This is a genomic window from Pseudomonas sp. p50(2008), assembly GCF_015351605.1.
GTDB lineage: Bacteria > Pseudomonadota > Gammaproteobacteria > Pseudomonadales > Pseudomonadaceae > Aquipseudomonas.
Window position 1 is genome coordinate 506,050 of sequence record NZ_JACMYF010000006.1, and the last position, 23,059, is coordinate 529,108.

Genomic DNA, 23,059 nt, shown 5'->3' on the forward strand with positions numbered 1-23,059 from the left:
TGAAATCAGCGACAACCCTGTGGTGAGGGGAGTCAGCGAACCCCATTAACAAACGTTATTCGTCCCGTCTTCCGAGCCGCGCTTTCAAGCAATCGCCAAACGCTGTTCGAGCAAATCCTCCAGCTCATCAAGCAGTTCATCACTGCGCAGCAGTTCGTAGTGCCCGCCGGCCAACAGACGATCAACGCCATGGCTGCCGACCTGGGCTTCGAACACCCGACGTTCATCGTCACGCTCAGCCACCCACCAGCGATGCGCCGCGGCGTTGATCGCCGGCAGTTGCCGGTGCGCGAGTGCCAGTTGCTTCAACCGTGAGCCGGTGACGAAAATCTGTGTAAGCTCCCCCGCCCCCAGCGCAGCTTGCTCGTTGGAGCCGTGCAAGGCGGCTTCGATCACGGCAGTAGCGCCCTCTCGCTCGTTCAAATCAGCTGCCTTAAACACGATCAATGCCTGAGCCTCTTCAGCCGGCAGCCCCAGCACGAACCTGAGGAAATCCCCCAGGTCCTCGCGCCAGTCACCCGCTTCGGCGGTACCGGCGATGTAGCTGTCGACCAGTCCGGCAAAGGTCACCTGCTCACCTTGAGATTCCAGCTCCCGGGCGACCAATTGCGTCAGCGCGCCACCCAACGACCAGCCCAGCAAGTAGTACGGCCCCTTGGCCTGCTGAGCACGAATACGTTGCGCATAGGCCTGAGCCATGGTCAGCAATGAATCGTCCTGCCAGTTCGGATCGAGCAACATGCGGCATTGCAGGCCATACACCGTGCGCCGCCCTTCCAGACGCCGCGCCAGTGGTTCGTAGTCGAACACCGTGCCGAAACCGGCATGCAGGCAGAACAGCGCCGGCACGTTGGGGATCCGCGCGTTCAACGCCAGCAACGGGTCCGGCGCCGACGTCACGGGCTCGGCTGCCTGGTAACCACTGAGTTCAGCGATGCAGGGTTTCTGCATCAAATCCCGCAGTTTCAATTCGAAGCCCAATTGCGGCTGACTGCGCACCCGTGAGATGACTTTGAGCACCTGCAACGAATCGCCGCCCAATTCGAAGAAGTTGTCGTCGATGCCCACCTGCGGCACGCCGAGCACGTCTTGCCAGATCGCGGTCAACGCCGTTTCCAATGGGTTACGCGGCGCGCGATAGCCGCCGAGCGCCCATTCAGGCACCGGCAATGCACGACGATCGAGTTTGCCGTTGGCCGACAGCGCGAAGCGCTCCAGCACCAGGATGCGCGCCGGCACCATGTAGTCCGGCAGTTGCGCTTGCAGTTCGGCTTTCAGGCGTCGATCCAGCCCGACCGCCCCGCCCGCCACCACGTAACCCACCAACTGCTTGCCGGTCGGCGTGTCGTGCACCACCACGGCGGCATCCTGCACACCGGCACACTCACGCAGACGCGCTTCGATTTCCCCCAGTTCGATGCGGAAACCACGGATTTTCACCTGCTGGTCAAGACGCCCCAGATAATCGATCAGCCCGCACTCGCGCTGGCGCACCAGGTCGCCAGTGCGATACATGCGGCCACCGGCCTCGAACGGGTCGGGGATGAACCGCTCGGCGCTCATGCCCGGGCGCAGGTGATAACCCCGCGCCAGGCATTCACCGCCCAGGTACAGCTCGCCGCTGACACCGACCGGCAACGGGTTGAGGTCGGCATCCAGCACGTACAGGCCACGCCCGGCCACACCACGCCCGATCGGCGCATAGGCGGCGTCGCAGGTTTCGCTGGCCTCGGCACGCCACAGCAATGGCGTGACCACGGTTTCGGTCGGGCCATAGCCGTTGACCAGACGTTGCGGACGCAAGGCGCGTTTGACCTGTTCGAAACTCGCTTCCGGTACCGCGTCCCCACCAAAGCAATACACCTCGACCGCCGGTGGATTGCCGAGATGTTCGGCGACTTCGGCCATCTGTTGCAGGTACGCTGGCGGGAAGCAGGCCACGGTGACGCCATGACGGTGCAGCACCTCCAGGGTCTGCTCCGGGGTCCACAAACTGTCGTCGCGGATCACCAGACTGCCACCGGCCAACAGCACACTCAGCCACCGCTCCTGCGCACCGTCGAACGCGAACGACATGAAGTGCAGTTCACGACTGCGCGGGGCCAGTTCATAGAGGTCGATGATGCCGCGGCAATGCCGGGCAATAGGACCGCGCGCCACGGCCACGCCTTTCGGTTGGCCAGTGGAACCGGAGGTATAAATCAGGTACGCCAGGTGCTCCGCCAGCGGCGTCGACGATGGGCACTGGACGTTGCCGGCAATGCTCAACTGATCAAGCAACAGCCGTGGCGGGCTGTCCGCCAGCGGCAAGCGTTCACTCAGGTCGCTGTCGCACAGCAACAGGCTCGCCGCCGAATCATTGAGCATGTAAGCCAGGCGCTCGGCCGGGTACGCCAGGTCCAACGGCAAGTAGGCGGCCCCGGCTTTCAGCACCGCCAGGAACGCAACGAGGGTGCGCTCGGAACGTGGCAGCGCCAGCGCCACCATCTGTTCCGGACCGATACCGAGATCGATCAGGTGCTGCGCCAGCCCATTGGCCTGAGCGTCAAGGTCGGCATAACTGACTTCACGATCTTCACAGAACAGGGCGATTTTCTGCGGTTGCTTGTGAACATGCTGATTGAACCCGTGCAGCAGGTCAGCGTGGTTGTCCGACGCCTGTGGCTGGCTGATTAACGCGTGGGGCAAACCGATGTTGCCGAGCAAACAGGTCGCATCTTCAGGCAACGCCCGCAACAATCCCTCAAGCTGCGCACGAATGCGCTGCACTTCCACGTCACTGAAGCGATCACGCAGGTACAGGTATTCGACTTCCAGGCCTTCCTCGTTGGCGCTGACCATCAAGTCCATCGGGAAGTTGGTGACCCCGCCACTGCCGACCTCGGCAAAGCGCAACTCACCTTCCTCGCCCCCTTTCAACGCACGGTCCACCGGATGGTTTTCAAACACGATGATGCTGTCGAACAGACCTTGCCCACCCTGCCCGGCCCAGCGCTGGATGTCCGACAACGGCGTGTGCTCGTAGTCGCGCACCATCAGGTTGTAGTCCTGCAAGGCGCGCAACCACTCGCCCAGCGGCTGTTGCGGGTCGAGGGTCTGGATCACCGGCAAGGTGTTGATGAACAGACCGAGCATGTCCTGGGCACCGGCGAGACCGGTCGGACGCCCCGCCACCGTGGCGCCGAACGCCACGCTGCGCTGGCCACTGTGGCGTTGCAACAGCAACAGCCAGGCGCCTTGCACCAGGGTGTTCAACGTCACGCGCTGACGCTTGGCGAAGGTGTGCAGCTTGCGCGTCGCGTCGGCGTCGAGGTTGCTGTACATCACGCCATGCCCGGCCCCTGCGGCGCCCGACGCCTTGGCCAGAATAGTCGGCGATTCAAGCAGCGCCAGACGCTCGCGCCAGAAGCCTTCCGCCTGCGCACCGTCCTGGCATTGCAGCCAGGCGATGTAGTCGGCGTAACGACCGGTCAGGGCCGGCAGGCTGTCGTGGTGGTACAGGCGCAACATGTCGCCCAGCAACCGCGAAGCACTCCAGCCGTCCAGCAGCAAGTGGTGGTAGATCCAGATCATCTGGTGCCGGTCGTCACCCAGGCGCACCAGGATAAATCGCATCAACGGCGGGCAGCTCAGGTCGAAGCCTTTGGCTTGTTCGGCAGTCGCCAGTTCGCCCAAAGCTTGCTCGGTGTCGTTACGGTCGCGCCAGTCGAGTTCTTCGATCGGCAACTCGACGTCGGCGAACACCGCTTGCAGTGGATCCGCCAGGCCATCGCGCCAGCGGAATGCCGCGCGCAGCACTTCATGACGCTCGACCAATGCCTGCCACGCCGCGCGGAATCGCGGCACCTGCAAGCCGTCCACGGCCACGCTCAACTGGTTGACGTACGGATTCAGTTCCGGCGAATCAAGGCAGTGGAACAGCATGCCCTGCTGCATCGGCGACAGCGGATACAGGTCTTGCAAGCCTTCGCGAGCGGCGATATCGATGTGCGGCACCAGTGAGAACGCTTCGACTTTCGCCGCTTCAATCAGTGCTGCTTCACGGCGGGTCGCCACCGCAGCGAGCGCACGAATGGTCTGCTGTTCGAACAGTTGCTTGGGACTGAACACCAGACCGCGCTGCCCGGCACGACTCACGGCTTGCAGCGAGATGATCGAGTCGCCGCCGAGTTCGAAGAAGTTCTCGGTGACGCCCACCGAATCCAGCCCCAGCAGTTCTTGCCAGATCGTCACCAGCATCGCCTCGGCCGGTGACGCCGCGGCCACGTGTTCGAAGTTCTGGCGTGACGCTTCAGGCGCGGGCAGGCCTTGGCGATCGAGTTTACCGTTGGGTGTCAGCGGCAAGGCAGCCAGGCACATCAAATGCGCGGGCAGCATGTGCGCCGGCAGGCGACTGCGCAAATGTACGGTCAGCGCTTCACGCAAATCCTGCTCGTCGGCCAGCGGGTCACGCGGCACCACATAACCGACCAGCTGGCGACTCACGGGGCCGTCGCGGTCGATCACGAACGCTTCGCGCACGCCTTCGTGTTCCAGCAGGCAGGCTTCGATTTCGCCAAGCTCGATGCGGAACCCGCGAATTTTCACTTGCTGGTCGATGCGTCCCAGGTACTCAACGACGCCATCGGCACGGAACCGCGCGAGGTCACCACTGCGGTACAACCGCGCGCCAGGCACGAACGGGTCCGGCACAAAACGTTCAGCGGTCAGGTCCGGACGTTGATGGTAACCACGCGCCACGCCCTCCCCGCCCAGGTACAACTCGCCCGCGACGCCCACCGGCAACGGCTGCAAGCCACCGTCCAGAATGTAGGCGCTGCGGTTGCCGACCGGACGACCGATCGGCATGAAGGCCGAGTCGAATTCAGTGTCGGGATACGCCAGCCAGATCAGCGGCGTAATCACCGTTTCGGTCGGGCCGTAGCCGTTGATCAGGCGCTTGGGTTTCAGGACTTGCTGCACCTCATCGAACGCGTGCTTGGCCATGCCTTCACCGCACGGTGTGTAGGAACGGATCGGCAGATCGCGCCCCGCTACGCCCATGAAATCGGCGATCTGCGACAGGTAGGTCGGGGTGAAACAGGCGATGGTGATGCCGTGTTTTTCGATTTCGGCGCAGGTGCGCTCCACGCTCCACAACTCGTCATCGCGGGGCATCACTGCCGAGCCGAACACCAGCGGCGTCAACCAGCGCTCGTGGGCGCCGTCGAAGCTGATCGAGGCGAATTGAAGCTCGCGATCATCCGGGGTCATGCCGTACAGCTCGCCAATCGACAGGCAATGCATGGCCAGCGGACCGTGCGCCACGCTGACGCCTTTCGGCCGGCCGGTGGAGCCCGAGGTGTAGATCAGGTAGGCAAGGTTTTCGCCGCAAGTGAGGTTGACCGGGTTGGAGTCCGCCATCAGGTCCAGCGGCTCGCGATCGATTTCCAGCACCGACAGATTTTCTGGCAACGGCAGTTTTTCCCGCAGCCACGATTGGCTGATCAGCAGCGAAATCCCACTGTCTTCCATCAGATAGCGCAGGCGTTCGGCGGGGTATGCCGGGTCAAGCGGCACGTAGGCACCGCCGGCCTTGAGGATCGCCAGCAGGCCGATGATCATCTCCGGCGAGCGTTGCATCGCCAGGCCGACACGCACTTCCGGGCCAATGCCCAGAGCGCGCAGGCGATGGGCCAACTGATTGGCGCGGCGGTTGAGTTGGTCGAAGGTCAATTCCAGATCATTGAAGATCAGTGCCGTGGCATCGGGTCGAGCGACAGCCTGGGCCTCGATCAACTGATGCACGCAAAGCGGATGTTCCGCGACGGTGAACGCCGGGTTCCACTCGAGCAACTGCTGCGTCCGCTCAGGCGCGGTCAGCAGGTCCAGTTCGCTCAACGCCACCTGCGGCGCCGCAACCATGGCCGTCAGCAGCGTCGCCAAATGCTCGCTCATGCGCGCAATCGCCTCACTGCTGAAATGGCTGCACTGGTAGCTCCAGTTCAGGCTGAGCTGGCTTTCGGCGGTCGCCGCCAAGGTCAGCGGGAAGTTGGTGCGTTCATGGTTGTGCGGGATCGAGAAACTCAGACCGGCCGGTGCGCCCTGTTGCAACGCTTCGGCCACCGGGAAGTTTTCGAACACCAGCAGACTGTCGAACAGCGGCTCACCGGCACGCCCGGCCCAGCGCTGAATATCGCCTAACGCGGTGAACTCGTGTTCGCGCAGTTCCAGGTTCTGGGCCTGCAAACGGGTCAGCCATTGCGCGACGCTTTCCACTGCGTCCGGACTGCTGATCACCGGCAAGGTATTGATGAACAGGCCGAGCTGGGTTTCGGCACCCGGCAAATCGACCGGACGCCCCGCCACCGTGGCACCGAACGCCACGCTGCGCTGGCCGCTGTAGCGTTGCAGCAAGATCGCCCACGCACCTTGAACCAGGGTGTTGAGGGTGACTTTCTGCTGACGGGCAAACTCGCCGAAGCGTTTGCTGGTGGCCACGTCGAAGGTCTGGCGATGGTCGGCGAACTCGACGCTCGACGTACGCTTGGGCCCGACCGTCGCCAGGCTCTGAGCCAGCAAGGTCGGGTTGTCGAGGCTCGCCAGTTGCGCGCGCCAGAACAGCTCGTCGGCCTGGGCATCCTGACGTTGCAGCCAACCGATGTAGTCGGCGAATCGCCCTGTGGATACCTGCACGTCCTGCCCGGCATAACGCTGCAGGACTTCGCTCAACAGCAGCGAGTTGCTCCAGCCATCGAGCAGCAGGTGATGGTGGGTGTAGATCAGTTGCTGGCGCTCGTCGTCCAGGCGCACCAGGGTCAAGCGCATCAAGGGGGCGCGAGTCGAATCCAGTTGCAGGCGTTCACTGTCGATCAACAGCGCCAGCGCTTCGGCCTGATCGTTGCGGGTGCTCCAGTCGAGGCAGGTCAGCGGCAATTGCAGATGACGATGGACCAGTTGCACCGGTGCTTCGAAACCGTCAGGAAAATGGAAGCTGCTGCGCAGGATCGGATGGGTGTCGAGCACCGCTTGCCACGCGCGCGCCAACCGTTCGGCATCGAGTCCACGGGCCTCGACGCTGAGCTGATTGACGTAGGCGCCGGAGTCGCTTTCGTACAGGCTGTGGAACAACAAACCGGCTTGCATCGGCGACAGCGGGTACAGGTCCTCGATCTGCGCGGGCGGCACCGGCAGTTCATCGAGTTGGGCCTGGGTCAGGCGCGCCAACGGGAAGTCCGCCGGGGTCACGCCGCCCGCGCCATCGCTCAGGCAGTGAGCGATCAGTGCCAGTAACTCGCGCTGGTAATCGGCGGCCAGCGCTTCGATTTCCCGTTGGTCGAAGCATTCTCGGCTGAACGTCCAGTCGAGTTTCAGTTCGCCGCCATACACCTGGCCGTCCACCGACAGCCAGTTCGGCAGCGGCGCCTGGGATGATTGCGCGGCACCGCTGGATTCCCGGGCTGGGGTGAACAATGCGTCCTCGGCGAAGCTCTGGTCGAACTGACCGAGGTAGTTGAAGGTGACCCGTGCTTGCGGCAGCGCGGCCAGTGCCGCCTGGGACTCGGCATCGCCCATATACCGAAGCAGCCCGAAGCCCATGCCTTTGCCGGGGATTTCACGCAGCTGCTGCTTGATGGCCTTGATCGAACCTGCAAGGTCAGTGGTGGGTGTCAGGCGCACCGGGAACAGGCTGGAGAACCAGCCGACGGTGCGGGTCAGGTCGATGTCGTCGAACAGTTCTTCGCGGCCATGGCCTTCCAGTTGAATCAATGCCGAGCCGTGGCCGGTCCAGCGGCTGAGGGTTCGGGCCAGTGCGGTCAGCAACAGGTCGTTGACCTGGGTGCGGTAGATCGCTGGCGCCTGTTGCAGCAACTGGCGGGTTTGTTCACGGTCCAGGCCAATGCTGACGCCCTGGCGCAGATGCCCGGCCTGGCGGGCCTGAGGGTTGGCGGCCGGCAGCGAGTCGCTTGCATCCGCCAGTTGCCCTTGCCACCAGCCCAGTTCACGGGCGGCAACGTCGGACTGTGCATACGCCTCAAGTTTGTCCGCCCAGGTCTGGAACGCGCTGGTCTTGGGTGGCAGGTCCTGGCCCTGGTAAGCCGCCTGCAAATCTTCCAGCAATACCCGCCACGAAACGCCGTCCACCGCCAAATGGTGAACCACCAACAGCAAGCGTTGCGTGCCATCCGCCTGGGCAATCAAGGCCACACGTAGCAGGGGCCCGTCCTGCAGACTGAGGCTGCGCTGGGCTTCGTCGCACACCGATTCCAGCGAGGCATCATTGGCCACGCTGGCGGTCCAGAGCATATCGATGACATCGGCGCTGTCGGCCCCGACGTAGCGCGCCGACCACTTTGTAGGAGTGAGCCTGCTCGCGATGAGGTCATCACCGTCACCCTTAACGTTGCCTGCACTAACGCCATCGCGAGCAGGCTCATTCCCACAGGGTTCCTGCGGTGTTCCGTCGACCTGGCTGAAGCGCAAACGCAGGGCATCGTGCTGTTTCAGAACCCGTTGCAGCGCCGCTTGCAGGCGGGGTAATTCGAGGGTTTCGCGGGGTGTTAGTAGCACGGCCTGGTTCCAGTGCGCGCGCTGCGGGATCGGTTCGTCGAAGAACCAGCGTTGAATCGGCGTGAGCGTTTGCACCCCGTCCACCGGTCCTTGGTGCGCCAGCGGCGCGGCCTGTTCTTTGACCACAGCGGCCAGTGCTTGCAAGGTTTGCTGCTGGAACAGGTCGCGCGGTTGCAGGCTCAGGCCGGCACGACGGGCACGGCTGACCACCTGGATCGAAATGATCGAGTCACCGCCCAGTTCGAAGAAGTTGTCCTGACGCCCGACCTGCTCGACACCCAGGACGTCCTGCCAGATCTGCGCCAGCACCTGCTCGTGTTCGCTGCGCGGCGCTTCGAAGGCGCGCTGACTGACGTGTGCGGTCGGCGCAGGCAGGCGTTTGCGGTCGAGTTTGCCGTTGGGGCTCAGGGGCATTTGTTCGATCAACACGGTCTGCGCCGGCACCATGTAATCCGGCAGGCTGGCGAGCAGATGGCTTTTCAGGGTTTCACGCCAGGCGCCTTGTTGCTCGGCATCAGCGCCCACCCGTGTGCGATCCTGCGGCACGACGTAGGCGACCAACTGCTGACCGCTCGGGCCGTCGAGTGCCAGGACCACGGCTTCCTGCACGTCGGCGTGTTCTTGCAGGCGCGCTTCGATTTCCCCCAGCTCGATACGCAAACCGCGAATCTTCACTTGATGGTCGATACGGCCGCAGTAATCGATGGCGCCATCAGCGCGATAACGCGCCAGGTCGCCGGTGCGATACAGGCGCTCGCCACTGCCGAACGGGTCGACCACGAAACGCTCGGCGGTCAGCGCGCCACGGCGGTGGTAGCCGCGCGCCAGGCCGACGCCGCCCAGGTACAACTCGCCCACCGCGCCCAGCGGCAAGGGTTGCAGTTCACTGTCGAGGATGCAGGTGCGAAGGTTGGCAATCGGACGGCCGATCGGCACGCTGTCGCGGCCTTCTTCCACGCACGTCCAGTGGGTGACATCGATGGCCGCTTCGGTCGGGCCATACAGGTTGTAGAGATGGGTGTGCGGCAGTGCGCGCAATGTCTGGCGTTGCAGTTCCATCGGCAGCGCTTCACCGCTGCAAATGATCCGAGTCAGCGAAGTGCAGGCCAGTGCCTCGTCGGCAGCGATGAAGGCCGAGAGCATCGAGGGCACGAAGTGCAGCGTGGTGATCGCCTGCTCGACAATCAGTGCCGCCAGGCGTTGCGGATCACGATGCTCGCCGGGCGCGGCGAGGACCAGGGTGGCGCCCTTCATCAACGGCCAGAAAAACTCCCACACCGACACGTCGAAACTGAACGGCGTTTTTTGCAGTACGCGGTCCGTTGGCAACAGGTTGTAGGCCTCCTGCATCCACTCCAGACGGTTGTGCAGGGCCACATGACGGTTGCCCGCGCCTTTGGGTTTGCCAGTGGAACCGGAGGTGTAAATCACATAGGCGAGGTTTTCGGCGACCGCGAGGTTGTTCAGGTCGGTGCCCGGCAGATCCTTCAGCCAATCGGCTTCGGCGTGCAGGCACAAGGTGCGCACGGTGTCCGGGGTCGGCAATTGTTCCAGCAGATGCGCCTGGGTCAGCAGCAGCGAAATGCCGCTGTCGTCGATCATGTAGCTCAGGCGATCCAGCGGGTATTCCGGGTCGAGCGGCACGTAAGCGCCGCCAGCTTTAAGAATCGCCAGCAGGCCGACGACCATTTCGAACGAGCGGTCGCAGGCGATCCCTACCAGCACTTCCGGGCCGACGCCCTGGGCGCGCAAGTGGTGAGCCAGACGGTTGGCACGCAGGTTCAGCTCGGCGTAAGACAGTTTTTGACCCTGGAACACCAGCGCCGTCGCATCGCCGTGTTCAGCCACGCGCTCTTCGAAATGACGCTGCACACAGACTTCGCCCGGGTAGCTTCTGGCGGTGTCATTAAGGTCGTCGAGCATGCGCAGACGCTCGTCGGCCTCCAGCAAAGGCAGCTCCGCGAGCGGGCATTGCGGGTTTGCCAACAGGCCGGCCAGCAGGTTTTTCCAATGACGCGCCAAATGCTGGATGCGCTCGGCGTCGAACAAATCAGTGGCGTAGGTCAGGCTGGCGAACAGCTGGTCGCCCTCCTCCTGTGTGTCCAATTGCAGGTCGAACTGGGTGGTGTGCGCCGTCGCGTTCAGCGCTTCGACTCGCAGCCCGGCGAGCAAGCCACTGACGGCCGCCGGCTTCGCCTGCTGATGGTTGAACATCACCTGGAACAGCGGGCTGTGGCTCAGGCTGCGCTCACCTTGCAGCGCCTGGACAAGACGTTCGAACGGCACGTCCTGATAGTCCTGGGCGTCCAGCGATGCGGCGCGGGTCTGGTCGAGCAACTGGCTGAACGGCAGGCGCCCGTCCAGTTCGGCGCGCATCACCTGGGTGTTGACGAAGAAGCCGATCAAGCCTCGGGTTTCCGCACGATGACGGTTGGCAATCGGTACGCCAATGCGCAGATCGGACTGGCCGCTGCAGCGATAGAGCAGTGCCTGAAAACTCGCGAGCAACAGCATGAACGGTGTGACGCCGCGCTGTTTGGCCAAGGCCATCAGCCCTTTGGCCAAGTTTGTATCGAGGGCGAAATCCAGACGCGCACCGCGCTGGCTCGGTTGTGCCGGGCGCGCACGGTCGGTGGGCAATTCGAGCAGCGGTTGTTCACTGCCCAGGGTGTCACGCCACCAGTTGAGCTGACGCTCCAGCTCGCCGGCGTCCATCCAGCGGCGTTGCCACAGGGCGTAGTCCGAGTACTGGATCGGCAACGGGTCCAACGCAGCGCTCTGCCCTTGGCAATGGGCGGCGTAGAGTCGGGAAAACTCTTCGATCAGCACGCCCATCGACCAGCCATCCGTGACGATGTGGTGCAGGGTCAGCAACAGGACATGGTCCTGGTCATCGAGCTGCAACAGGCTGACTCGCAGCAGCGGACCCTGCTGCAGATCGAACGGCCGGGCGATGTCCTGCTCGACGCGGTTCATGGCGCAGGCGAGGCGTTGCTCCTCGGGTTCACGGCGCAAGTCGATCATTTCGATGGGCAGCGAGGTGAATTCGGCCAGCGTCTGCATGACCTGCCCGTCGTCCTCGACGAAGCGGCTGCGCAGGCTCTGATGCCGCTCCAGCAGCACGTCGAAACTCTGCTGCAACGCTTCAACATTCAGCGGCCCGTGCAAGCGCAACGCCGCGGGAATGTTGTAGGCCGAACTCTGTGGATCAAGCTGCCAGAGGAACCATTGGCGTTGCTGGGCATAGGACAGTTCGAAGCTTTCCTGCAGCTCGACGGCTGGCGGAATCGGCAGCTGGCCGAAGCTCACGCCCTGCTCTTGCATGCGTGTCAGAAACTCGCGGCGCTTGTCGGCTGGCAGGCCTGCGAAACGGCTGGCGATGCGCTGGGCAGTGGTGTGTTCCATCAGTTGATCTCCATCTCGTCGAGAAGCGACTCAAGCGCATTCAGACGTGCATCGTTGTCAGTCGGGGCGTGTTGCCCGGCCATGGCGGCGTAAGCCTGAAGGTCGGCGGATTCGAACAGCGCACGCAGCGGCAGCTCGATACCCAGTTCCAGTTCCACGCGGGCACTGGCCTGGGCGGCGAGTAGCGAATGCCCGCCCAATTCGAAGAAGTTGTCGCGGCGGCCAATCTGCGCCACACCGAGCACGCTGGCCCAGACGCCGGCGAGGTGCCGTTCAAGATCGCCTTCCGGGGCTTCGAACGGTCGTTGCCAGTCTTGCGCGTCCGGCACTGGCAAGGCCTTGCGGTCGAGCTTGCCGTTGCCGGTCAGCGGCAAGGCATCTAGCAGCAGCCAGTGGCTCGGCACCATGTACTCCGGCAGATCGACCTTGAGCGCGGCGCGCAAGTTGTCGCGCCAGGCAATCGGATCGTGGGGCGTCTGCTCGGCCACGACGTAGGCGCAGAGCTGCGGTCCGCCGTCGCTCGGGTGAACGCTCAGTACCGCCTGACGCACACCCGGTTGGGCCAGCAGCGCCGCTTCGATTTCGCCGAGTTCGATGCGGAATCCGCGAATCTTCACTTGCTGGTCGATTCGCCCCAGGTAATCGATGCTGCCGTCAGCACGCTGACGCGCCAGGTCGCCGCTGCGATAAAGACGCTGCGCCACCTCGAACGGGCTCGGCACGAATCGCTCGGCGGTCAGGTCGAAACGCCCGTGATAACCCCGCGCCAGACCCGCACCGGCAATGTACAACTCACCCGCCACACCGACCGGCACCGGTTGCAACTGGCTGTCGAGCAAGTACCAGCGCAGGTCGCGAATCGGCAGGCCGATAGGGCTCTGGGCCTTGCCGTCGAGGTCGGCCAGGCGGATGGCGCGGTAAGTCACGTGCACCGTGGTTTCGGTGATGCCGTACATGTTGACCAGGGTGGGTTGCTGGTCGCCGAAGCGTTCGAACCATGGACGCAGGCTCGCGACTTCGAGGGCTTCACCGCCGAAAATCACCTGGCGCAGGGCCAGATTGCGTTCGCTGGCGCAGGCAATTGGCAACAGTTGACGGAATGCGGTGGGCGTCTGGTTCAACACCGTCACGCCTTCATCACAGAGCAGGCGGTGGAATGCCTGCGGCTCGCGGCTGATGTAGTACGGCACGATCACCAAACGGCCACCGGTGCACAGCGAACCAAACAGCTCCCACACCGAGAAATCGAACGCGTAGGAATGGAACAGCGTCCAGACGTCATGCGGACCGAAATTGAACTCGGCGGCGGTGGCGCTCAGCAGACGCCCGACGTTGCCATGGCTGAGCAAGGCGCCTTTGGGACGACCAGTGGAGCCGGAGGTGTAGATGATGTAGGCGAGGTTTTCCGGAGTCGTCAGCACGGGCAGGTTGTCAGCGCCGTAGGCGTCCAGTTGCAACGATTCCAGGCTCAGCACCTGCACACCGTCGCGCGAGGGCAAGCCATCGATCAGGTGCTGCTGGGTCAACAGCAAGGTGATGTCGCTGTCTTCGATCATGTAGCTCAGGCGCTCGGCCGGGTACTGCGGATCGAGTGGCACGTAGGCGCCGCCGGCCTTGAGGATCGCCAGCAGCCCGACCACCAGCGGCATGGCCCGCTCAGTGGCGATGCCGACCCGCGCTTCCGGGCCGACGCCCTGTTCGCGCAGTTTGCGCGCCAGTTGGTTGGCCTGGGCATTGAGCGCGGCGTAGGTCAGGTGCTCGCCTTCGTAGACCAGTGCGATGGCGTCGGGCCGCAGGGCCGCCTGGGTTTCAAACAACTGATGCAACGTAGGTGACTGCGGTTGAGCGTGGAATGTCGGGTTCCAGTGCTGGACCAGGGCATCGCGTTGCAGCTGATCGAGGATCGGCAAATCGGCCACTCGCTGCTGCGGGTCTTCGACCACGGCGCGCAACAGGTTCAACCACTGCTCGGCGAGGCGCTGCATGGACACTTCGTCGTACAGGTCCGTGGCATAGGTGAGACTGGCATCCAGGGTGTCGCCCTGCTCCTGGGTGTCGAGCACCAGGTCGAATTGCGTGGTGTATTGCTGCCAGTGCAGACGCTCGACTTGCAGGCCGCCAACGCTGCGCTCGACGCTCGCGCCCAGTTGCTGCTGATGGTTGTAGAGCACCTGGAACAATGGGCTGTGATTGAGCGTGCGGTCAGGTTGCAAGGCGTCGACCAATTGCTCGAACGGCACGTCCTGATGGGCCTGCGCGTCCAGCGCGGTGTGCTTGACCTGTTGCAGCAAGGCATTGAAAGGCAACTGCCCGTCGATCTCGGCGCGCAGCACCTGGGTGTTGATGAAGAAGCCGATCAGGCCTTCGGTTTCCAGGCGCGAACGACCGGCGCTCGGCACGCCGACACTGATGCTCGACTGCCCGCTCTGGCGATGCAGCAGGGCCTGGAAACTCGCCAGCAACAGCATGAACAGCGTCACCTGCTGCGCCTGTGCACGCTGGCGCAGACCGGCGAGCAACTCGCGATCAACGTTGAGTGCAAGGCTCGCGCCGCGCTCGCTGCGACGGGCCGGGCGGGTCAATTCGCTGGGCAGTTCAAGCGGTGCCTGGGTGCCCGCCAGTTGTTCGCACCACCAGTCCAGCTGACGAGCGCCCTCACCCGCCTCCAGCCACTGTCGCTGCCAATGGGCGTAATCGCTGTAGCTCACCGGCAGGCTGGCGAGGTCGGCGGATTGACCGTCGACAGCGGCCTGATACAGCGCGCTGAACTCATCGACCATCACCTGCATCGACCAGCCATCGGCGGCGATGTGGTGCACGGTGAGGACCAGAACATGCTCGTCCGTGTTCACCTGCAGCAGCAATGCACGCCACAGCGGACCGTTGCGCAGATCGAACGGCTGGGCGATTGCTTCGGCCACGGCGCGTTCAACCGACGCTTGCTCCAGCGTACGTTCGACCCATTGCAGCGCGAGGTTTTCATGCAGCACCGGACGCGCCTGTTGGCCGTCCTGTTCAAAGGTTGTGCGCAGGGTGTGGTGACGAGCCTGGAGTTGTTCGAAGGCTTTTTGCAGGGCCGGACGGTTCAACGCCCCCTTGAGGCGCAATGCCGCCGGGATGTTGTAGGCCGCGCTGCGCGGGTCCAGTTGCCAGAGAATCCATTGACGCTGCTGGGCGTAGGACAGGATCGTTGGCTGATCGACCGCCAAGGCTTGCAGGACAGGTTGATTGCCGATGTTCGCCAACGCGGCTCGTTCGGCAAATTCCGCCAGGTTCGCCGCCGAGAACAGGCTGCTGACGGACAGCTCGAGCTGCAATTGCTGACGCACCCGGGAGATTACCTGAAGCACCAGCAACGAGTGCCCGCCCAGTTCGAAGAAGTTGTCGTCGCGCCCCACCTGTTTGACCTGCAGCACGGCTTTCCAGATCTCTGCCAGCCGGGTTTCAAGCCCGGCGAGCGGCGCCACGAAAGCGCGTTGAGCCATGTCGGCGTCGACCCGCGGCAGGGTTTTGCGGTCGAGTTTGCCGTTGTTATTGAGGGGCAGCCGGGCCAGGAGGATGAAGTGATTGGGCACCATGTACTCGGGCAGCGACTGGCGCAGTGCCGCTTTAAGACTGTGCAGGTACTCGGACTCGGAAGTGACTGCGCCACTCGCCACGACATAGGCCACCAGCTGCGTGCCGTCCTGGGCAATAACAGCGGCGTCGCGCACGTCTTCCCGTGCTTGCAGGCAGGCTTCGATCTCGCCCATCTCGATGCGCAAACCACGGATTTTCACTTGGTGGTCGATGCGTCCGACGTATTCCAGATGGCCCTCGGCGTTGTACCGCGCCAGGTCGCCGCTGCGGTACAGGCGAGTGCCCGGTTCAGGGGCGAACGGGTCCGGCAGGAAACGCTCGGCGGTCAGTGCCGGACGGTCGAAGTAGCTCTGAGCAAGGCTGGTCGGGGCGCCGATGCACAATTCGCCGACACCACCACGAGGCAGCAGTTGACCCGCCGCGTCCAGCACGTAGAGCGCGCGCCCGGCGATGGCGCGTCCGATGGGAATGCCAAACGCATCGCTGGCATCCTCCAGACGACATTCGTGAATGCTGGACACCACCGTCGCCTCGGTCGGACCGTAGGTGTTGAGCAACCGCACATGCGTCAGACCGGCCTGATGCCACAGGCGCAGACCTTCGACCGACATCGCCTCACCGCCCACGTGAACCTGGCGCAAATCGCCAAGATGACGCACCACGCCGCTTGCGCATTCCCGGGCCAGCAAGTGCCAATAGGCGGCGGGCAAGTCCGCCACGGTAATGCCCTGCTGGACGATTTCGGCGGCGAGGCGGCCGGCATCCCACAGGTCATCGCCACGCATGATCAACGCTGCGCCGACGCACAGGGCCGGGAAGCATTGTTCGACGAAGCCATCGAAACTGAAGGTGGCGAACTGCAGCACGCGGTCTGCTGGCGACAGCTTCGAATAGTCGGCGGCGGTTTGGCAGAACTCGCGCAAAGCGCCGTGGGTGATGGCGACGCCTTTGGGTTGGCCGGTGGAGCCGGAGGTGTAGATGATGTAGGCGAGGTCTTCAGTGGCCGGGCTGACGCTATCGCGAGCAAGCTTTGCTCCTAGAGATGGCTTTGCTCCTGCAGGCGCTGTATCGGTGCTGTTTTCGAGGGTGAGACGGGGGACGTTTTTTACGTCTTCCAGCAGACTGGATTCGCACAGCAGCAGGTCGAGGCGGCTGTCGTGGATCATGTAGGTCAGGCGTTCGGCCGGGTATTTCGGGTCGAGCGGGACGTAGGCGGCGCCGGTTTTGAGCACGGCCAACAGGCTGACGATCAGTTGCGGGCCGCGATGCAGGGCGAGACCGACACGCTTGCCGCGCCCTGCGCCGTTGGTGATCAGTCGATGGGCCAGGTCGTTGGCCTGGGCGTTCAGCTCGCCGTAGCTCAAGGATTGACCGTCGACCCGCACCGCCAGCGCATGTGGCGTTGCGTCGGCTTGAGCGGCGATCTGTTCGTGTGCCAACAGGGTTGTGGATAACTCGACGGCAGCGGATTGGCTGACCGTGAGCACGGTGTTTTTCCCCTCCTCATCGAGCAATTCCAGCGCGCCCAACGCGGCATTCGGCGACGCTACCAGTTGCGCCAGCAGGTGCTGCAGATTGGCCGACAGTTCGGCGATTTGCGCGGCACTGAAGCGGGCGGTGTCGTAGCTGAACTCCAGGTTCAGGCCTTCGCCCAGCTCGACGCCGAGGGTCAGTGGGTAATGCGTGCGCTCGTGATTGTGCAGGTTGCCGAACGACAACCCGGCCGGCGCGCCTTGCTTCAGGGCTTCGGCCACCGGGAAGTTTTCGAACACCAACAGGCTGTCGAACAGCGCCGAACCCTGCTGCCCTGCCCATCCCTGAATGTCATACAGCGGCACATGCTCGAACTCGCGCATGGCCAGGTTCAATGCCTGCAGCGCGTTCAACCATTGGCTGACGGTCTGATCGGGCTTGATGGCGCACACCAGCGGCAGCGTGTTGATAAACAGCCCGAGCTGCTCTTCGATGCCCGGCAAAGGAGCCGATCGGCCGGCCACCGTGGCGCCGAAGGCCACGCAATCCTGACCGGTATAACGATGCAGCAACAGGCTCCACGCCGCCTGGAGCACGGTGTTGAGGGTGACTTTTTGCTGACTGGCGAATTCGGCCAGATGCTGGGTGGCGCGGCGGTCGAGAGCCACGCGGTGTTCCTCGCTGCCTGTGATTCCAACCGGTGGACGCAAGGCTTCGGCCAGCAATGTCGGGGCTTCGAGGGGTGCCAGTGCGGCTGTCCAGAATGCCTCGCCGGCGCTGGCCGATTGCTGCTGCAACCAGCCCAGGTAATCGCGGTACTGCCCGGCCGGCGCAGGCAGTGAATGGCCGGCGGCGTAGTGCTGGATCACTTCGGCGAGCAACTGCGCGTTGCTCCAGCCGTCCATCAAGATGTGGTGGCTGGTGTAGATCAGGTGCCAGGCGTCAGTGCCGGTGCTGATTAATTTCAATCGAAACAACGGCGCAGCATTCAGTGCGAAACCCTGGTTGCGTTCCGCATCGGCCAGCGCATCGGTGTCGGTCGCCTCAAGCACTTGGAGCGGCAAGAGCACCTGGCGGCTGATCGCCTGATGGGCGGTGTCGAGACCTTGCCAGTGAAAGCAGCTGCGCAGAATGTCGTGTCGCTCCAGTGCCGCTTGCCAGGCATCGGCGAAGCGCTGTGGATCGAGGCCTTGAATGTCCAGGCGCAACTGGCTGATGTAGGCGCCGACTTGCGGTTCATACAGCGTGTGAAAGAGCATGCCCTGCTGCATCGGTGACAGCGGATAGAGGTCCTCCAGCGTCGCGACCGGCAATGTGTCGAGTTGCGCCTGGCTGATGCGCGCCAACGGAAAGTCCGACGGCGTGGCTTGCTGTTCTTCGAGTGTGCAGCAGTGATCGATCAGGGCCGCGAGCTCTTGCGCGCAGGTATCTACCAGCGCCTGAACGGTCGCGGTGTCGAACATCTCACGGCTAAAGCCCCAGCTCAGGGCCAGTTCGCCGCCGTACACCTGGCCTTCGACGGTCAGCCAGTTACCCAGCGGGGCCGAGGGATCCTGCGCGGCGCCATTGCCTTCGGTGGATGGCACAAACAGCGCGGTGTCGTCGAACTGACGGTCGAACTGCCCCAGGTAGTTGAAGGTGATACGCGGTTGCGGCAACGCGGCCAGCCCGGCACGAATCGCCGGGTTGCCCAGGTAGCGCAACGCGCCATAACTCAGGCCTTTGTCGGGGATGGCGCGCAGCTGTTCCTTGATGGTTTTGATTGACGCGCAGAGGTCATTGCAAGGGCTCAGATTGACCGGGAACAGGCTGGTGAACCAGCCGACGGTGCGGGTCAGATCGATGTCATCGAACAGGTCCTCGCGGCCATGGCCTTCGAGCTGAATCAACGTGCTGCCCTGCCCGCTCCAGCGGCAAACAGCACGGGCCAGAGCGGTCAGCAGCAGGTCGTTGACGTGGGTGCGATAGGCCGCGGGGGCTTGTTGCAGCAGCTTGCGGGTCTGTTCGGTGTCGAGTTTGAGTTCGAGTTTTTCCTCGAAGCGATTTTCCAGTGCGCCGTCTGGACGGTCGCAAGGCAGTTCGCCTGACGCTGCCCCCAAGTGGGTCTGCCAGTGTTCCAGGCGTTGTTCAAAGACCGGGAGGTGGGCTTGCAGGCGCGCCACCCAGTGCTGATAGCTGCTGGTTTTTGGCGTTGTCGAGGCGACGCCGCTATAGAACTGCTGAAGGTCTTCCAGCAGAACGCGCCAGGACACGCCGTCCACCGCCAAGTGGTGAACCACCAGCAGCAAGCGCTGGGAGTCGTCGGCCATTGTCACCAGCAATGCGCGCAGCAGCGGACCGTTTTGCAGGTCGAGACTGCGTTGGGCTTCGTCGCACAAGGCGTTGAGTTGATCCGTCGTCTGCGCCTGACGTTGCCACAGCACCGACTCGGTGGTCGGTACGGCGTAGGCTTGTTGCCAGCCGTTTTCGGTGTGTTGGTAGCGCAGGCGCAAGCTGTCGTGATGGGTCAACAGGTGCTCCAGCGCGCGGGCGAGCGCATCGACGTTCAACGCCTTGCGCGGAACCAGCAGCAGCGACTGGTTCCAGTGCTGACGCTCGGGAATGGCTTGCTCGAAGAACCACTGCTGCACGGGCGCCAGCGCCACGGCACCACTAGCCGGTCCCTGATCGATAGAGACTTGCTCACCGCTGCGGGCAGCCTGGGCGAGGCTGCGAATGGTCTGGTGCTGGAACAGGTCCTTGGGGCTCAACAGAATGCCCGCCTGACGCGCGCGGCTGACCACTTGCATGGACACAATGGAATCGCCGCCCAGTTCGAAGAAGTTGTCTTCGAGACCGACGGTGTCGATGGCCAGCACGTCCTGCCAAATGGCGGCGAGGGACTTTTCCAGCGCGCTGCGTGGCGCGATGTGTTCGCGTTGCTGCTGGCTGCCGTCCACCGCAGGCAGCGCCTTGCGGTCGAGCTTGCCGTTGGGGGTCAGTGGCAGATGGTCGAGGAACAGCAGGAACGACGGGATCATGTAATCCGGCAGGTGCTGGCGCAGTCCGGTTTTGAGGACTTCACGCAGGTTCGACTGGGCCTCGACATCGCCGGTCAAGACGTCGGCATGGGTGGGCACGATATAGGCCACCAGTTGCTGGACGTTGGTACCGTCCTGCGCCAGCACCGCCAATTCGCGCACGGCGTCCTGTTGCAACAGCCGCGCTTCGATTTCCCCCAGTTCGATGCGGAAGCCGCGCACCTTGACCTGATGGTCGATGCGTCCGACGTATTGCAACGTGCCATCGGCCTGATAACGGGTCAGGTCGCCGGTGCGGTACAGACGTTCGCCGTTGCTGGCGAAGGGATTTGGTACATACTTTTCGGCGGTCATTGCGGGCCGGCCGAGGTAACCGCGAGTGATGCCCGCGCCCGCCAGGTATAGCTCCGCCGCTATGCCTTGGGGCACCGGTTGCAGTTCGGCGTCCAGCAAATAGCTGGCGGTGTGCTTGAGCGGTCGGCCGATGTTGGCGCGGCCATCGGCCTCGCGACGTGTCCAGGTCGAGTAGGTGGTGTCTTCCGACGGGCCGTACAAATCAAAGACGTGCTCGACGGTCGATTGCTGGTACAGCACGTCCACCAGGCTCTGCTTCAACGGTTCGCCGGCAAGGTTGATGATGCGCACGCTTGGCGGAATCTGCCCGTCGCGTTGCAACGCGTTGATCGCCGACGGCACGGTATTGATCAGACGCACCTGATCCCGCGCCGGCAACTGCGGCAACTCCAGGGCATTGCGGGCGATGATTACCGAACCGCCGTTGGCCAGAGTCACAAACAGCTCCCACACCGAGAGGTCGAAGCACACCGAGGTGGAGGCCAGGACGCCCTGGATGTCCTCGCGGCGGTAGACCGATTTCGACCAGTCGATCAGCGCCAGCACGTTGCGATGGGCGATGGCCACGCCTTTGGGTTTGCCGGTGGAACCGGAGGTGTAGATGACGTAGGCGAGGTTGTCCGCCGTGGCACGGCTGAGTGGTGCGCTGGCGGGGTACGCCGCGAGTGTCGAGGCGACTTGGTCGAGCAGCACCACGTGGGTGTCGGCGGGGACGATCAGCGTCGCGGCAACCGACTGCTCGGTCAGCAACACCAGGGCGCGGCTGTCTTCAAGCATGTAGGCCACGCGTTCGGCCGGGTAATCCGGGTCGAGCGGCACGTACGCGCCGCCGGCCTTGAGCACGGCGAGCAAGGCGACCAGCAGCTGCTCGGTACGCGGCATCGCCACGCCGACGCGGATCTCCGGGCCGACGCCCAGTTCGATCAGTTTGTGCGACAGGCGATTGGCCTGAGTGTCGATCTCGGCATACGTCAGCTGTTGCGTGCCGAAGGTCACCGCCAATGCATCCGGGGTCGCGGCGGCTTGCTGGCTGATCAGTTCGTGGATGCAGCGGTCTGCGGCGAAGGGTTCGTCGACACGATTCCAGTCATGCACGATGCGCTGGTATTCGGCGCTTTCCAGCAGCGGCAAATCGCTGATGCGCTGCTGTGAGTCGCTGACCATGCCGCGCAGCAGATGCGTCCAGTGGTGCGCCATGCGCGTGATGGTTTCGGGGTCGAACAGGTCGTTGGCGTAGGTCAGTGCGGCGTGCAGTTTTCCTCCCTTTTCAAATGTATCGAGGGTCAGGTCGAACTGCGTGGTGCGCCCTTCCCACTCGATCATGCCCAGCGCCAGGCCGGACGCGGTACTGACGGTGGAGATGTCGGCGACGTGCGGCTGGTGGTTGTACATCACCTGGAACAGCGGCGTGTGGCTGAGGCTGCGTTCCAGTTTGAGCGCTTCGACAAGACGCTCGAACGGCAGGTCCTGATGGGCCTGAGCACCGAGGGCGATTTCCTTGACCGCGAGCAGCAAGTCGGCGACCCGGGTCTGGCCGTCGAGCTGAGTGCGCAGGACCTGGGTGTTGACGAAGAAGCCGATCAGGCCTTCGATGTCGGCGCGGTTGCGGTTGGCAATTGGCACGCCGACGCGGATGTCGGTCTGACCGGTGTAGCGATGCAGCAGTGCGTTGAACGCGCCCAGTAGCAGCATGAACAGGGTGATGTTGTGCTTCTGCGCGGTGACTCGCAGTTGTTCGGCCAGTGGTGCGTCGATGGCAAATTCGCAGCGGGTGCCGCGATAGCTCGGCATGGCCGGGCGTGGGTGATCGGTGGGAAGTTCCAGGACCGGGTGCTCATCGCCCAGTCGGGCCTGCCAGTAATCGAGTTGACGCGCCTGCTCGCCCGCCTCCAGCCAGCGACGCTGCCACAACGCGTAGTCGCTGTACTGGATCGGCAAGGGTGCGAGTTGAGGTTGAGCGCCGGCTTCGAAGGCGTCGTAGCAGCGGATGAATTCGTCGATCAGGACGTTCATCGACCAGCCATCGGAAACGATGTGGTGCAGGGTCAGCAGCAGGACGTGTTCCTGCTCGGTGAGTTTGAGCAAGGTGACGCGCAGCAAGGGGCCGACTGCCAGATCGAAGGGCTGTACCGATTGCTGTTCAGCGGCGTGTGCCACGGCGGCTTCACGTTCCGTGGCGGGCAGGTGACTGAAGTTTTTCTGCTCGATCACCAGCGGCGCACGGGTCGGTACTTGCAGCAAGCTGTCGTCGGCCTGGTGCTGGAACACGGTGCGCAGGGTTTCGTGACGCGCCACCAGGCTGGCGAAAGATTGTTCCAGCGCTGGAACGTTTAACTGGCCGGTGAGACGTACCGCGCCCGGCAGGTTGTACGCGCCACTGTGCGGGTCGAGCTGCCAGAGAAACCACATACGTTGCTGGGCGTACGACAACGCCTGGCGATCCTCGGCATCGACGTCGGCAGGAATGGGGAAACGGGCGAAATCAACGCCTTCCTTGTGCAAGGCCGCAAGGAACATCTGGCGCTTTTCCAGGGGCAACCCGATAAACCGGCGAGCAAGTTTCAAGGAGTCTTCAGCGTTCATTTCTGGGTATCCGGATCAGTGGCGGGAAGCACAAAGGCACGTCGTCCCTATAAAACGAATGCAGACCGGAAAAATTAGCGAATGAGAACAAGTAT

2 protein-coding genes are annotated in these 23,059 nt (G+C 63.6%); both read right to left on the reverse strand.

Annotated features, from left to right (window positions below):
- Positions 1-84: 84 nt before the first annotated feature.
- Positions 85-11,955: a non-ribosomal peptide synthase/polyketide synthase gene (locus H7698_RS19590; protein ID WP_194692527.1), complete on the reverse strand. Its 11,871-nt coding sequence runs from the start codon at positions 11,953-11,955 to the stop codon at positions 85-87.
- Positions 11,955-22,964 (reverse strand): non-ribosomal peptide synthetase, encoded by an 11,010-nt coding sequence (locus H7698_RS19595; RefSeq protein ID WP_194692528.1) that lies wholly within the window; start codon positions 22,962-22,964, stop codon positions 11,955-11,957. Before H7698_RS19595 ends, H7698_RS19590 begins: the two co-directional genes overlap by 1 nt.
- Between the last annotated feature and the right edge of the window lie 95 nt (positions 22,965-23,059).

Excerpts from the sequence above, each read along its gene's own strand:
- H7698_RS19590 (WP_194692527.1), bottom strand. The coding sequence starts at position 11,955 with ATGGAACACACCACTGCCCAGCGCATCGCCAGCCGTTTCGCAGGCCTG.
- H7698_RS19595 (WP_194692528.1), bottom strand. The coding sequence starts at position 22,964 with ATGAACGCTGAAGACTCCTTGAAACTTGCTCGCCGGTTTATCGGGTTG.